Consider the following 13,727-nt stretch of genomic DNA (forward strand, 5'->3'; position numbering starts at 1 on the left):
GCAGGACGAACAGCCACGGCCATGCACCGTCGGTCCGGATCAGGCGGCGGGGGCACCGCCGGGGCGCCCCGCCCGGACGCGTGCTGCGTCCGGGCGGGGCCGACGGCGGGTGTCGCCGCCGTGTCGGGGTGCTGCTCGGTGTGGATCGTCATCGGGTCACTCCCTGACGCCGGGGCGTCACTTCTCCTTGCCGAGGGCGGCGTCCATCTTCTGGGCGAGGTCCTTCGCGACCTCGTCGACGGGCTTCGACCCGTCGAACGCACTCGGGAGCAGGTTCGTCTCGAGGGTGTTCCACGCGGCGGTGTTCTTCGAGACGGGCAGCGGCTTGGCGTAGTCGACCGCGTCGAGGAAGACCTGCAGGTCGGCGTCGGGCATCGTCTTCGTGAAGGCGTCCTGCGTGCCGGTGTAGGCCGGGATCACGGCGCCCATGTCGCCCTGCTGCTGCTGTGCGGTCTTGCCGGCGAGGTACACCTGCAGTGCCTGGGCCGCTGCCTTGTTCTTGCTGCCCTCGGCGACCACGTTCGAGACGCCGTGGATGACCGTCGCCTGCTCCTTGCCCTTCGGCAGCGGGTAGACGACGACGTCCTTCTCCATGTCGGTGCCGGTCAGCGCCGAGCGGAACCAGCTGCCGCCCTGGTACATCGCGAGCTTCCCGGACGTGAACCACTGGTCGGCGGTCGTGTCGGTCAGCTGCTTGATCGAGGGCGACGCCCCCGACTTGATGAGGTCGGTCCAGAACTGCAGGCCCTCCTCGGACGCCTTCGACGCGTACTCGGACTTCGTGGCGTCGTCGTTCAGGACGGATCCGCCGGCCTGGAAGATGGTGTCGTAGTAGGTCGTCTGCCCGTCCATGCCGCCGGCGGCACCGTACGCGCCCTGTGCCTTGAGCTTCTCGGAGAGCTCGGCGCCGGTCTTCTGGAAGTCGTCCCAGGTCCAGTCCTTCGACGGCATCGCGACGCCGGCCTGCTCGAACAGCGCCTTGTTCATCCAGACGCCGATCGTGTCGAAGTCCTTCGGGACGCCGTATTGGGTGCCGTCGTACGTGTACAGGTCGTTGAGCGCCGACGAGTAGTTCTTCGGGTCGATCGCGCCGGCCTTCACCTCGCCGGTGATCGGCGCGATCTTGCCGTTGGCCGCGTACAGCTGGAAGTTCGGGCCGTTCATCCAGAACAGGTCGGGGAGCGTGTTGCTCGAGCCCTGCGTCTGGAGCTTCGTCCAGTAGTTGGCGAACGGGGTGACGTCGACGTTGACCGTGATGTCGGGGTACTCCTCGTTGAAGCCCTTGATGTTGGCCTTGATCGCCTTGACCTGGTTCTCGTCCCAGACGGCGTAGTCGAGGGTCGCCTTGGTGTCCTTCGACACCTTCTCGTAGTCGCCGCCGGAACCCGCGGCGCCCGAGGAGGTCGAGCACCCGGCGAGCAGGGCGGCCGCGCCGAGGGCGGCGACAGCGCCGAGGAGGATGCGTCGGGCTCCTCGGGCGGGGAAGTGTGCGGTCATCGGGTGGTCCTTTCGCACGGCCGTCAGCGCGTGACGGTCTGGGTGGGGAGGGTGAAGTGGGAGATCGTCTCGGCCGGGAGGCTCGGGACGTCGATGGGCACGGAGCCGCCCCGCAGCGAGCGGGTCGCCAGGGCGCCGGCGGCGACCGCGGCTCGCGCCGCGACCGGGGACAGTGAGGTCGGTTCGCCGAGTGCGACGCTGCGCAGGAACTCGGTCATGGTGAGCAGGTCGGCGTCCGCGTGGCCGGAGTCGACGCCGTCGATCGGGTACTCGCGGTCGCCCTGGACGTCCCACCCGCGGCGGTGGTTCCAGACCTTGACCACGCCGCCGCCGGTGTCGCCGATGTTCTCGAGACGGCCTTCGGTCCCGATCACGGTGTAGTTCCGCCAGTAGTCCGGCGTGAAGTGGCACTGCTCGTAGCTCGCCTGCACGCCGTTGTCGAGCGTCATCATCACCATCGAGACGTCCTCGACGTCGACGACGGGGTTCAGGCCGGTCTGCTCGAGCGGCGGCCAGTTGTCGAGCGAGAACCAGTCCCCCATGAGCTCACCGCTTCGGTCGCGACGATCGGTGACGTCGCCGTAGACGGACAGCGAGCCCATCCCGACGACACGGCTCGTGTACCCGCCGGCGAGGGCGTGGATGACGTCGAGGTCGTGGCTCGCCTTCTGCAGCAGCAGGGAGTTGACCTTGGTGCGGTCGGCGTGCCAGTCCTTGAAGTAGTAGTCGCCGCCGTTCCCGACGAAGTGGCGGCACCAGACGGCCTTGACCTCGCCGATCTCGCCCCGTTCGACGATCTCCCGCATGAGCCGGACGACGGCGGCGTGCCGGAAGTTGTGGCCGACGTACAGCGGGGTGCCCGTCTCCGCAGCGGTGTTGAGCACGGCGTCCGCGTCCTCCACCGTGATGGCGAGGGGCTTCTCGAGGTAGACCGCGATGCCCGCGCGGAGCAGGTCGATCGCGATCTCGGCGTGCGTCCAGTCCGGGGTCGTGACGATCGCCGCGTCCACCGCGCCGACGAGGTCGCGGTGGGACTCCACCACCAGCGCGTCGGGGTACTCGCTGCGTCCGCGCTCCCGTCCGTCGGCGGTGACGTCCGCGACGGCGATGACCCGGGCCTCCAGATCGGTGCTCGAGGCGACCGCCTCGGCGACGTGGCGTGCGATGGCGGACCGTTGGCCCATGCCGATCACCGCGATGCGGAGTCCTTCGTACGTGTCGACGCTCATCTCGCTCCCTTGCGTGATTGTGACGCCAATGATGCCGAATCGATCATGAATGCACAATAGGCGCTCACGGATCGCTCATGGAAGTGAGATGCGAGGGTTTTACACGCCGGTAACGTCCGGGCACGACGTCGTGGTGCCGGCGGGCCCGTCAGCCCCGGTCCAGCTCAGTCGGCTCAGTCGGCTCAGTCGGCTACGACGAGCTCCACGCCGGCGGCGGCGAGGTCGGCCGCGAACGTCGGCGGGACCGGCTGGTCGGTGACCAGGACGTCGATCCGGTCGAGCGGACAGATCCGCGCGAACGTCGAGCGCTCGATCTTGGTGGAGTCCGCCACGACGATCACCCGACGCCCGACGGAGGCGAAGTGCCGACTGACCTCGGCCTCTCCCTCGTGCATGGTGGTGGCGCCGTACTGGCCCGTCAGGCCGTCGACGCCGAGCACGACGACGTCGAGCGCGAACTCGTCGAGGGTGTCGCGGACGAGCGGGCCGACGAGTTCGTAGGACTGACGACGTGCGACGCCGCCGGTGACGACGATCTTGACGTTGGCGCGCACCGACAGCTCGTACCCGATGTTCAGCGCGTTGGTCACGATCGTGACGCCGTACTCGCCGTCCGCCCGGATGAAGCGTTCGCTCTTGCCGAGCTCCCTGGCGACCTCGGTGGTGGTGGTCCCGCCGTTCAGCCCGACGGTGTCACCCGGGGCGATGAGCGCCGCCGTCGCACGGGCGATCGCCGTCTTGGCCTCTGCCTGCCTGGCGATCTTGTACTGCAGCGGCAGCTCGTACCCGGCGCCGAGCGCGGCGGCCCCGCCGTGCGTGCGGGTGACCAGCCGCTGGTCGGCGAGGGTCGCGAGGTCGCGGCGAGCGGTGGCCGGGGAGATCCCGAGCATCTCGCCGATCTCGGAGATCGACACGTTGCCCCGTTCGCTCACGAGTTCGAGCAGGGCGTTGAGCCGCTGTTGCGGAGTCATGAGGGCCATCCTACGGGCGTGCAGCGCTCGGTCGCTGATCGGAAATGACGTTTTGCTCTCGCATCGAGCACGATCGCTCGCTATGCTTCCGACCATCGATCACCCGGATCGAGACCGGACCGGAAGGCACCCATGACCGACACCTTCGTGAGCGAAGAGCTCGCGTCGCAGCCGGAGACCTGGCGCGCTGCGGCCGCCCTGCTCCCCTCCTTCGTCGACACCCTCCCCCAGCCAGGCGAGCGCGTCGCCGTCGTCGGGTGCGGGACCAGCTGGTTCATCGCGATGAGCTACGCCGTGGCCCGCGAGCAGGCCGGCCTCGGCGTCACCGACGCGTTCGCGGGCTCCGAGTACCCGACCGGACGCGAGTACGACCGCGTCGTGACGATCAGCCGGTCCGGCACGACGACCGAGATCGTCTCCCTGCTCTCCGACCTCCCCACGCAGCGCACGGTGCTGATCACCGCCGTGCCGGACAGCCCGGCGGCGGCGGTCGCGGACGACACGATCGCGCTGCCGTTCGCCGACGAGCGTTCGGTTGTCCAGACCCGCTTCGCGACGACGGCGCTCGCCCTGCTGCGCGCGTCCATCGGCGATGACGTCGATGCACTGGCCGTCCAGGCGGAAGCGGCGCTCGCGCTGCCCATCGAGGACCTCCTCGACGCCGAGCAGGTGACGTTCGTGGGTCGCGGCGCCGCCGTCGGCCTGACGTTCGAGGCAGCACTCAAGACCCGCGAAGCCGCGCAGTTCTGGGCCGAGTCGTACCCGGCGATGGACTACCGGCACGGCCCGATCGCGATCGCGCAGCCCGGTCGACTCGTCTGGTCCCTCGGCAGCACGCCCGACGGGCTGCCGGACGAGGTCGCCGCGACCGGTGCCCGGTTCGTCCACCACGACCTCGACCCCATCGCGGGGCTCGTCGTCGTGCACCGTTTCGCGGTCGCGCTGGCCGAGCGTCGCGGGCTCGACCCGGACCACCCGCGTTCCCTGACCCGCTCGGTCATCCTCACCTGATGGCCGGCCGCGGGGCCGTGCTCGGGGTCGACGTCGGCGGCACGGGCATCAAGGCCCGACTGACCGACGCCGACGGGCAGGTCCTCGCCGAGTACCGCGTGCCGACGCCGAAGGACGACCCCGACGCGCAGCGGCTCGCGGAGACCGTCGCGGACCTCGCCGTCGGCGCTGTCCCGCGCGATGCCGACAGCACCGTCCAGCTCGATGCCGACAGCACCGTCCCGCTCGATGCCGTCGGGATCGTCGTCCCCGGTGTCGTCGACGAGCGCGCCGGCACCTCGGTGCTCTCGGTCAACCTCGGCTGGCGGGACGTCCCGGTGCGTGCACGGGTGCTCGCAGCGTTGCTCGCCCGCGGCGTCGACGTTCCGCTCGCCTTCGGGCACGACGTCCGTGCCGGTGCCCTCGCCGAGGTGCGATCAGGTGGCCTCGACGAAGGCTCCGCCGTGTTCCTGCCGATCGGCACCGGGCTCGCGAGTGCGCTCGTCGTCGACGGCACCGTGGTGGACGGCGGCGGATGGGCCGGCGAGGTCGGCCAGGTCCGGCTCGTACACGGACCGCACGCCGGGGCCCGGGTCGAGGAGATCGCCTCGGCCGGCGCCGTCGCACGCCGGACCGGTGTCGAGAGCGCGCACGCCGCCATGCTCCTCGTCCAGCAGGGCGATGCGACGGCCGCCCGGGTCTGGCACGAGTGCGTCGAGGTCCTCGCCGACGTGATCGGGTGGACCACCGCGGTGGCCGGGTGCCACACCGTCGTCGTCGGCGGCGGCCTGGCCCGGTCCGGCCCGCTCCTGCTCGACCCCCTCCGTGCGGCGGTCGCGGACCGGCTGGCCGGGCTCCGTGTGCCCGCGGTCGTGCCGGCCCGTCACGGAGACGCGGCGGGCGCGATCGGGGCGGGCCTGCTCGCACGCGATCTCCTCGCGCGTGGCACCCGCGTCGCAGAGGGCACGCGGTGAGCACGCTGGTCCGCTCCGCGCGGCTCGTCACCCCGACCCGGACGATCGACGAGGGTTGGCTGCTCGTCGAGGACGGGCGGGTGGCCGCCGTGGGTTCCGGGGACGCTCCTCCGCACGACCGCGTCGTCGAGACCGACGGCACGGTCGTGCCAGGTTTCGTCGACCTGCACGCGCACGGTGCGCTCGGCCACGACTTCGCGACCTGCACCGCGGACGACGCCCGCGCCGTGGCCGCCTTCCACGCCGACCGCGGGACGACGTCGCTCGTCGCGTCGATCGCGAGTGGTACCCCTGCGGACACCCTGTCGGCGCTCCGTCGGCTCCGGCCACTGGTCGCGGACGGCACGCTCCTCGGACTGCACCTCGAGGGGCCGTGGCTCTCGCCCACCCGACGGGGAGCACACGCACCGGACCTGCTGCACGCACCGACGACGGCCGAGGTGGACGAGTACCTCGACGCCGCGGCCGACGAGCTCCGGATCGTCACCCTGGCACCGGAGCTGCCCGGCGCACTCGACGCGGTCGGCCGGCTCACGGACGCCGGGATCGTCGTCGCGATCGGGCACACCGACGCGGACGCCGACACGGTCCTGCGCGCCGTCGATGCCGGTGCGCGACTCGTCACCCACGTCTTCAACGGCATGCCCCCGCTGCACCACCGCGATCCCGGCCCGGTCGGCGTCGCCCTGACCGACGACCGCCTGTCCGTCGAAGCGATCGTGGACGGTCACCACCTCGACGCAGTCGCGGTGGACCTGGTCCGTCGCAGCGCCGCCGGCCGGATGGTGCTGGTGTCCGATGCGATGGCCGCGACCGGGTGCCCGGACGGACGCTACCGGATCGCCGGATCGGACGTCGTGGTGTCCGACGGTGTCGCGATGCTCGCGGACGGGTCGTCGCTCGCCGGCAGCACGAGCACGATCGCGGACGCCGTCGCCCGTGTCCTCGCGAGCGGTCCGGACGCGATCGCCGAAGCCGTCGCCATCTCCTCGGGGAACGCCGCGGCGTTGCTCGGTCTCCCGGAGCCGCTCAGCCCCGGGTCACGCGCCGACCTGCTCGCGCTCGACGCCGATCGGCTCCGCGCCCGTCCGCTCACCGAAGGGGTCCGCACATGATCGTCGTCGTCACGCCGAACCCCGCGGTGGACGTCACCTACCGCGTCGACGAACAGCGTGTCGGCACGACCCAACGCGTCCGGGACGTGGACCGGCGACCCGGCGGCAAGGGGCTCAACGTCGCACGTGTGCTGCACGCCGAGGGTGTCCGGACCCACTCGGTCCTGCCACTCGGCGGCGCCGCAGGGGCCTGGGTGGCCGATGCGGTGGCCGCCCTCGGGCTCGATGCGACCACGGTCCCGGTCCCCGGCGAGACCCGCACCACCGTGACGGTGGTCGACGACCTCGCCCACCCCACGATGTTCGGCGAGCCCGGGCCGTCGGTCCCACCCGGGTCGTGGTCCCACGTCGACGACGCCGTCCGGTCCGCCCTCGGGACGGCTGCTCCGGGTGGACCCGTCGCGCTCGTGCTCTCGGGCTCGCTCCCCGCCGGTGCCGAGCCGACCGTGGTCGTCCCCTGGGTGACCGACGCCGTCGCGGCGGGGGTCCTCGTGGTCGCCGACCTCTCCGGCCCGTCCCTCCTCGCGGCGGCCGACGCCGGTACCACCGTGTGCAAGCCGAACCGCGAGGAACTCGCCGAGGCCACGGGCCTGCCGGACGAACGGGACGGCGCGCTCGACCTGCTCCGGCGCGGTGCCGGGCTGGTCGTGGTCTCACGCGGAGCCGACGGCATCGCGGCACACGCGCTCGACGACGTGGTCGAGGTGCCCGCCGTGCCCGGCGTCACCGGCAACCCCACCGGCGCGGGGGACGCCGCGACCGCCGGCCTGGTCCTCGCACTGTCCCGCGGTGCCGACACCGCCCTGGCACTGCGCACGGCCGCGGCCTTCGGCGCAGCGGCGGTCCTCCGTCCCGTCGCCGGCGAGATCGACCACGACGCCGCACACCGGTTCCTCTCCGCCCTCGACCCCACCAGGAGTCCCGCATGATCACCGACCTGGCCCTCACCGGGCTCCTCGACACCGCCCGATCGACCCGGCACGGCATCGGGGCGTTCAACGTCGTCCTGCTCGAGCACGCCGAGGCGATCGTCGCGGGTGCCGCCGCCGCCGGTCTGCCGGTGATCCTGCAGATCAGCGAGAACTGCGTCCGCTACCACGGCGGGCTCGCACCCATCACGACCGCGACCCAGGCGATCGCGCGCTCGGCCGACGTCGAGGTCCTCGTGCACCTCGACCACGTCGAGGACGCCGACCTGGTCGCCGAGGGCATCGCGCTCGGGGTGGACTCGATCATGTACGACGGTTCGCACCTCGACTACGCCGCGAACGTCGCCGCCACCCGTGTCCTGGCGGACCGCTGCCACGCGGCCGGTATCGCGATCGAGGCCGAACTCGGCGAGGTCGGCGGCAAGGACGGCGTGCACGCACCGGGCGTCCGCACCGACCCGGCCGACGCAGCGGCGTTCGTCGCCGCGACGGGGGTGGACGCCCTCGCGGTCGCCGTCGGGACCTCGCACGCGATGCAGACCCGCGAGGCCGCCGTCGACCGCGACCTGATCGGGCGGCTGCACGACAGCGTGCCGGTGCCCCTCGTGCTCCACGGGTCGTCGGGACTGTCGGACGACGAGCTCCGTGGTGCGGTGGCGGCGGGGATGACGAAGATCAACATCTCGACGCACCTCAACGGGCTCTTCACCCGGGCGCTCCGCGACGTGCTCGACGAGCGGCCGGAATTGGTCGACCCGCGGAAGTACGTCGCCGCCGGCCGCGACGCCATCACGACCGAGACCGCGAGACTCCTGACACTCCTGGCACGCTGACGCGACGAGGCCGCGGCGCTCAGCCCCTCGTCCTGGAGTGCCACCTCGTCGTCGTCCCCTGCGCGAGCACCAGGTCACCGTTGGTCTGCATCCGCAACTGCATGTTCTTCCCCCCGTACCGCCACGTCGCGGTCGACCACTTGGCCTTGCCCACGGCGTCGTAGAGCACCACGTTGCCGTCCGTCTGCACCCGCAGGGAGCTGCCCCGGCCACCGGAGACGGCGAACACCGTCTTCGAACCAAGGATGATCCGGAGCTGACCGTCGTCCCGGACGATGAAACGACGGTGTCCGGTGGTGTCCCGGATCTCCTGTCCGGGGACGAGGCTGGCGCCGGGCACCAGGCGGTCGCGCGTGCCAGGGACCTGCTGCCACAGGACCGTCGTCCCACGGACGAGCTGGACCACGCCGAGGTCGGTGACCTGCAGCACGGGAGCATCTCCCGCGGAGGGCTTGCCGGCGGCCCAGACGGTCGCACCGGTGGTCGACCGGATCGCGAGCGTGCCGTCGGTACCGACCGTGAGGGTCGCGCCCGCGGACGCGACGTTCGACGACCACAGCGCCCGTCCGCCGCCCCACTCGACGAGGCGGCCGTCGGACTGCAGGTCGAGCCAGTACAGCCCGTGCGGCGACCGGATCGACGTGCCGGAGGGCACCGGCGTCGACGACCCCGTGATCCCCGTGGCCGTGGCTCCCGCCGCGGCCGGCCCGACAGCGGCAGGAGCACCGGCGCCACCGCCAGCGCACCCGCCGGTCGGCAGCAGGGCCCCGAGCACGCCCCAGTTCGGCGTCCCGAGTCCTGTTGCCTGGTCGTACCCGGTGGTCGCCGCCGCAGTGCCGTTCGTCCCCGACGTCACGTCGCGGAACGCCGTCGGGTTCGAGTACAGCGTCTGGTGCAGGTCCCCGATGCCGACGGTGCACCCGCGGGTTCCGAGTGCCGCGGCGAGCTGGCCGGCGACGACCGGCGACGCGAGACTCGTGCCGCCACCGAGCGCGAAGCCGTGCGCCGTGCCGAGGTAGATCCCGGGCCCGGTCGCGGGGTCCGCGACCGAGGCGATGTCGGGGACGAGGCGCTTCGTCCCCGTGACACCGGTGCCGGACTGCCACGCCGGGCGGTCGTACGCCGCGGAGACGCCGCCCCCGCCTGCTCCGTACGTGTTCGACCATGCGGACTCCGAGGTGCCCGACGACGTGGTCTGCAGCGAGGTCCCACCGACCGCGACCACGGCGGGCGACGATGCCGGGTACGTCACCGAGCGGACCGACGAGCGGGGCCCGGTCGGGCACATCGCGCCGTCGTCACCGGAGGCGGCGAACACGGTCGCCCCGGCGGCCACGATGCGGTCGAGCGCGTCGTCGAGCGCCCCGCGGGCTGCCGCGGACGTCAGCGACTCGCAGGAGCCCCACGAGACGCTGACGGCCGTGATGCCGGCACGCTGGACGTCGTCCGCGATGCGGCTGTAGGCGTCGTAGAGCCCCTGGAACGAGTTCGGTGCCACGTAGACGCGCTGCCGGGCCGACGGCGCCGTGGCGAGGAGGGCCTCCTGGTCGAGCGCGACCTCGGTCTCGCCGCCGGAGCCGTCCGCCCGGTGGACGTCGGCGCCGTCGACGGCGATCTGGTCGAGCGCGGGGACCGGTCGCCCGACGGCCGCCGCGTAGGCGACGAGGTCGTTGCGGTCCCAGCCGGAGAGCTGCACGGTCGCGACGGTGGTGCCGGCTCCGGCGCTCGCCGCACTCGAGGAGCCGTAGGCCCTGGCGAGGTCAGCAGGGGCGTAGCCGCCCGGGAGCGCGGCGTGCGATGCGGCGGGCCGGGCGTCGAGCCCGAACACCGTGGTCACGGAGTCGCCGAAGGACGCCGGGATGACGACGTCGCCGGTGGGGTGCATGCCGTCGCCGCTGCCCACCAGGGTGGTCGCGAAGAGCGCCTCGGCCTGCGCAGCCGTTCCGGTGGCCTCGAGCTCCCACGTGTCCAGGTCCGTGACCGTGAACCCCGCCGCGGCGAGCGCCGACCGGACCGCTGCGCCGCGCGGCTCCTCGGGCGCCAGGGCGTCGACCGCGTCGCTCCGCTCGTCGGGACCGGCTCCGGCCGTGGTGGCCGGCAGGTCCCGCAGCGCCGTCCGGTCGGTCGGGCGCAGCACGACGGTGAGGTCGACCGGGGTGTCGGCGGGGGTCCTGCCGTCCGTCGGGTCCGAGGACGTCGGCACGGACCCCGAGGACACGACGGTCGGCGGGACGGTCGGCGTGGGGCCGTCCCGGCCGAGGCGGGTGCGGCGACACCGACGGCGAGCGTCGCCCCGAGGGCGGCCGCCGTCAGGAAGGCGAGGGTGCGGTGGTGCATCGGCGTCACTCCATGACTCTGCACGGCGCCCGATCCGTGGGCACCGGCCCGCTCGGTGATCGAGCAGACGCGAGCACGCTAACCCGCGGAGGCGCCACTCCGACAGCGGTGACGCCGGAATGCGCGCCCCCAGTTGTGGAGCGTCGTACCCCGCCCGGTCCCCCACACGTCGCCCTGGAGGCTCGGCTCGGCCCCGGCACGCCGGTCACGTCAGCAGAGCGGGACGTTCACCGCCAGACCGCCCATCGCGGTCTCCTTGTACTTGGTCGACATGTCGGCACCGGTCTGCCGCATGGTCTCGACGACCTGGTCCAGCGACACGTGGTGCACGCCGTCCCCGCGGAGCGCCATCCTGGCCGCGTTGACCGCCTTGTTCGCGGCGATCGCGTTGCGCTCGATGCAGGGGATCTGCACGAGCCCGCCGATCGGGTCGCAGGTCAGTCCGAGGTTGTGTTCCATCGCGATCTCGGCGGCGTTCTCGACCTGTTCCGGGGTTCCGCCGAGGACCTCGGCGAGCCCGGCGGCCGCCATCGACGCGGCGGAACCCACCTCGCCCTGGCAGCCGACCTCGGCACCGGAGATCGAGGCGCGCTCCTTGTAGATCGACCCGATCGCGCCGGCGGTGAGGAGGAAGCGGACCACGGCCTCGTCACGGTCGAGCCCGTCGACGTAGTGCAGTGCGTAGGCCAGGACCGCGGGGATGATGCCCGCCGCACCGTTCGTCGGCGCCGTCACGACGCGTCCGCCCGATGCGTTCTCCTCGTTCACCGCCATCGCCCAGAGGTTCACCCACTCCATCGCGAACAGCGGGTCGTGGTCGGGGTCTTCCCGGGTGAGCTGTTCGAACCAGGTGGCAGCGCGACGACGGACGTCGAGTCCGCCGGGGAGCGTGCCGGTGCGTCGGACGCTGCGGTCGACGCACGCGTCCATCACGTCGTGGATCCGCAGCAGACCGGCGCGGACGTCGTCCTCGGAACGGGTCGCGCCCTCGTTCGCCAGGGCGATGCCACTCACCGGCAACCCCGTCGAAGCGCAGGCGGCGAGCAGCTCGGCACCGCTGGAGAACGGGTGCGGCACGGCGTCGTCGACGGGGATCGCGGCCTCGGCCACGGCGGCGGGTTCGTCGTCGCCGTCGCGGGTGATGAACCCACCGCCGACCGAGTAGTAGGTCTCGACGGCGATCTCGGAGCCGGAGTCGTCGAACGCGCGGAGCCGCATGGCGTTCGGGTGTCTGGGCAACATCGTCAAGGGGTGCTGGACGATGTCGCGGAGCCGGAACGGCACGCGCTGCCCGCCGGACATCCGCAGGACGCCGGTCTCCTCGAGCGTGTCGAGCGCCGCCGTCATCGCGTCGGGGTCGACGTCCTCCGGCAGCTCGCCGGTGAGCCCGATCGCGACGGCGCCGAGCGTTCCGTGTCCCTGCCCGGTGGACGCGAGCGAGCCGTAGAGGTCGACGCGGATCGTCACGACGGGCAGTGCCCGGACGCGATCGGCGAACTCGGCTGCGGCGCGCATCGGCCCCACCGTGTGGGAGCTCGACGGGCCGACACCGATGCTGAACAGATCGAAGACGGAGACCGGCACGTCGCCACCCTAACCCGTCTGGACGGACGGACGTTCAGCGGCGGTTGCCCTCGGCGGGCATCAGGAACCACAGCACGACGTAGGCGATCCAGAGCGGACCGGGGAAGAAGCTCAGGATGACCCAGGCGACGCGGACGAAGGTGCGGGACCAGCCGAAGCGGTCGGCGATACCGGCACAGACGCCGGCGAGGACACGGCCGTTGCGGGGGCGGGTGAGTGCGTTCATGTCCATGACGCTACGCACCCGACGACCGCCGCAGAAGGTGGTCTCCCTCCGGATCCGGGGTGGGGAGAACCCCCGGGTCAGGGAACGAGGACGATCTTGCCGCGGGTGTGCCCCTGCTCGAGTTCCGCGACGGCGTCCTGGACCCGGTCGAGCGGGTAGGTCGCCGCGATCGGCACCTCGATCGCACCCTCCGCCACCATGTTCGCCAGCGCGCCGAGGATCTCGGGATCGGCGGTGTCCGAGCTGCCCGATGCGTGCGCACCGACCTCGGCCGCCGCCTCGAACGCGATGATCGTCTCGATGCGGTCGGCGGGGATCCCGAGCGCGATGCCGAGGTGGACGTACTCGGCGCCGTGCGTGTCGATGAGCGCGTCGACCCCGTTCGTCGCGAGCTCCTCGATGCGCTGCTGCAGTCCGTCCCCGTAGGCGACCGGACGTGCCTTCTTGGACGCGAGCCACTCGTGGTTCGACTCCGACGCGACGGCGATGACGTCGATGCCCTCGTTCGTGAGGAGCTGCGTGACGAACCCGCCGACGCCCCCTGCGGCGCCGGAGACGACGACGGTCTCCCCCGGCCTCGGGTCCACGGCACGGACGGCAGCCGCCGCGGTCGTCGCGATGACGTCCAGCCCACCGGCCACGGTCCAGTCGAGCAACCGCGGCTTCTGCACGACCTGCTCGGCCGGGACGGACACGTACTCGGCCTGGCTCGACCGGTCCCACGACCAGCCGATGACCTCTTCGGCCTCGTCGACGCCGTCGACACCCTCGCCGACCGCGACGACGATCCCGGCGAAGTCGGTGCCCTGGCCGGACGGCAGGTCCCCGCCGAACACCCCCTGGCGGATGGCGGACTCCCCCGGGTTGATCCCGGCGGCCCGGACACGGACGAGGACGCGCCCCGGCAGGGCGGCTGGCACGGGAACCTCGGCGACGCGGAGCACGGTCCGGTCGCCCCACTCGTCGAAACGGACGGCGCGCATGGTCTCAGGAAGATCGGTCATCTCCGGAGACGCTACGCCTCCGCGCCACCACGACGCAT

12 protein-coding genes are annotated in these 13,727 nt (G+C 72.3%); 5 read left to right on the plus strand and 7 right to left on the minus strand.

What is annotated here, in order from left to right:
- Positions 1 to 177 precede the first annotated feature (177 nt).
- From QK288_RS01955 to QK288_RS01965, 3 genes are all read right to left on the minus strand, one after another.
- Positions 178 to 1,497: a sugar ABC transporter substrate-binding protein gene (locus tag QK288_RS01955; protein WP_281266138.1), complete on the minus strand. Its 1,320-nt coding sequence runs from the start codon at positions 1,495 to 1,497 to the stop codon at positions 178 to 180.
- A 23-nt stretch (positions 1,498 to 1,520) separates the two neighbouring features.
- On the minus strand, positions 1,521 to 2,726 hold the full coding sequence (locus QK288_RS01960; protein ID WP_281266139.1) for a Gfo/Idh/MocA family oxidoreductase: 1,206 nt from the start codon (positions 2,724 to 2,726) through the stop codon (positions 1,521 to 1,523).
- A 182-nt stretch (positions 2,727 to 2,908) separates the two neighbouring features.
- Positions 2,909 to 3,697, minus strand: a complete 789-nt coding sequence (locus QK288_RS01965) for a DeoR/GlpR family DNA-binding transcription regulator (RefSeq protein WP_281266140.1) — start codon at positions 3,695 to 3,697, stop codon at positions 2,909 to 2,911.
- Positions 3,698 to 3,829: 132 nt separating this feature from the next.
- Here QK288_RS01965 and QK288_RS01970 point away from each other — a divergent pair, with 132 nt between their 5' ends.
- The 5 genes from QK288_RS01970 to QK288_RS01990 are packed head-to-tail and all read left to right on the plus strand — an operon-like array spanning position 3,830 to position 8,538.
- Entirely contained in the window at positions 3,830 to 4,708 is an 879-nt protein-coding gene (locus QK288_RS01970; RefSeq protein WP_281266141.1) for an SIS domain-containing protein, read from the plus strand.
- A complete protein-coding gene (locus QK288_RS01975) occupies positions 4,708 to 5,661 on the plus strand; it encodes an ROK family protein (protein WP_281266142.1) in 954 nt (317 codons plus the stop codon). The genes QK288_RS01970 and QK288_RS01975 overlap by 1 nt, the downstream gene beginning before the upstream one ends.
- The gene (gene nagA / locus QK288_RS01980) at positions 5,658 to 6,776 is read left to right on the plus strand and encodes an N-acetylglucosamine-6-phosphate deacetylase (protein WP_281266143.1); all 1,119 of its coding nucleotides are present in this window, start codon (positions 5,658 to 5,660) and stop codon (positions 6,774 to 6,776) included. Before QK288_RS01975 ends, nagA begins: the two co-directional genes overlap by 4 nt.
- Positions 6,773 to 7,705, plus strand: a complete 933-nt coding sequence (locus QK288_RS01985) for a hexose kinase (protein ID WP_281266144.1) — start codon at positions 6,773 to 6,775, stop codon at positions 7,703 to 7,705. The genes nagA and QK288_RS01985 overlap by 4 nt, the downstream gene beginning before the upstream one ends.
- Positions 7,702 to 8,538 carry a class II fructose-bisphosphate aldolase gene (locus QK288_RS01990; RefSeq protein WP_281266145.1) on the plus strand — a complete coding sequence of 279 codons (837 nt, stop codon included), beginning with the start codon at positions 7,702 to 7,704 and terminating at the stop codon, positions 8,536 to 8,538. The genes QK288_RS01985 and QK288_RS01990 overlap by 4 nt, the downstream gene beginning before the upstream one ends.
- Before the next feature lie 19 nt (positions 8,539 to 8,557).
- Here QK288_RS01990 and QK288_RS01995 read toward each other — a convergent pair whose 3' ends face one another.
- From QK288_RS01995 to QK288_RS02010, 4 genes are all read right to left on the minus strand, one after another.
- Complete coding sequence (locus QK288_RS01995; RefSeq protein WP_281266146.1) at positions 8,558 to 10,741, minus strand: hypothetical protein; 2,184 nt, start codon at positions 10,739 to 10,741, stop codon at positions 8,558 to 8,560.
- A gap of 344 nt (positions 10,742 to 11,085) precedes the next feature.
- Positions 11,086 to 12,459: an L-serine ammonia-lyase gene (locus QK288_RS02000; protein WP_281266147.1), complete on the minus strand. Its 1,374-nt coding sequence runs from the start codon at positions 12,457 to 12,459 to the stop codon at positions 11,086 to 11,088.
- Between the two features lie 34 nt (positions 12,460 to 12,493).
- Positions 12,494 to 12,685 (minus strand): PspC domain-containing protein, encoded by a 192-nt coding sequence (locus tag QK288_RS02005; RefSeq protein WP_281266148.1) that lies wholly within the window; start codon positions 12,683 to 12,685, stop codon positions 12,494 to 12,496.
- Positions 12,686 to 12,762: 77 nt separating this feature from the next.
- Positions 12,763 to 13,689, minus strand: coding sequence for an NADP-dependent oxidoreductase (locus QK288_RS02010; RefSeq protein WP_281266149.1), 927 nt, complete (start codon positions 13,687 to 13,689; stop codon positions 12,763 to 12,765).
- Positions 13,690 to 13,727: the final 38 nt, after the last annotated feature.

Origin of the sequence: Curtobacterium sp. 9128, assembly GCF_900086645.1 — a bacterium.
In the GTDB taxonomy this organism is placed as follows: Bacteria; Actinomycetota; Actinomycetes; order Actinomycetales; family Microbacteriaceae; genus Curtobacterium.

Coding starts and splice junctions, on each gene's coding strand:
- QK288_RS01960 (WP_281266139.1), bottom strand. CDS start 2,726: ATGAGCGTCGACACGTACGAAGGACTCCGCATCGCGGTGATCGGCATG.
- QK288_RS01965 (WP_281266140.1), bottom strand. CDS start 3,697: ATGACTCCGCAACAGCGGCTCAACGCCCTGCTCGAACTCGTGAGCGAA.
- QK288_RS01985 (WP_281266144.1), top strand. CDS start 6,773: ATGATCGTCGTCGTCACGCCGAACCCCGCGGTGGACGTCACCTACCGC.
- QK288_RS01970 (WP_281266141.1), top strand. CDS start 3,830: ATGACCGACACCTTCGTGAGCGAAGAGCTCGCGTCGCAGCCGGAGACC.
- QK288_RS01990 (WP_281266145.1), top strand. CDS start 7,702: ATGATCACCGACCTGGCCCTCACCGGGCTCCTCGACACCGCCCGATCG.
- QK288_RS02005 (WP_281266148.1), bottom strand. CDS start 12,685: ATGAACGCACTCACCCGCCCCCGCAACGGCCGTGTCCTCGCCGGCGTC.
- QK288_RS01955 (WP_281266138.1), bottom strand. CDS start 1,497: ATGACCGCACACTTCCCCGCCCGAGGAGCCCGACGCATCCTCCTCGGC.
- QK288_RS02010 (WP_281266149.1), bottom strand. CDS start 13,689: ATGACCGATCTTCCTGAGACCATGCGCGCCGTCCGTTTCGACGAGTGG.
- QK288_RS01975 (WP_281266142.1), top strand. CDS start 4,708: ATGGCCGGCCGCGGGGCCGTGCTCGGGGTCGACGTCGGCGGCACGGGC.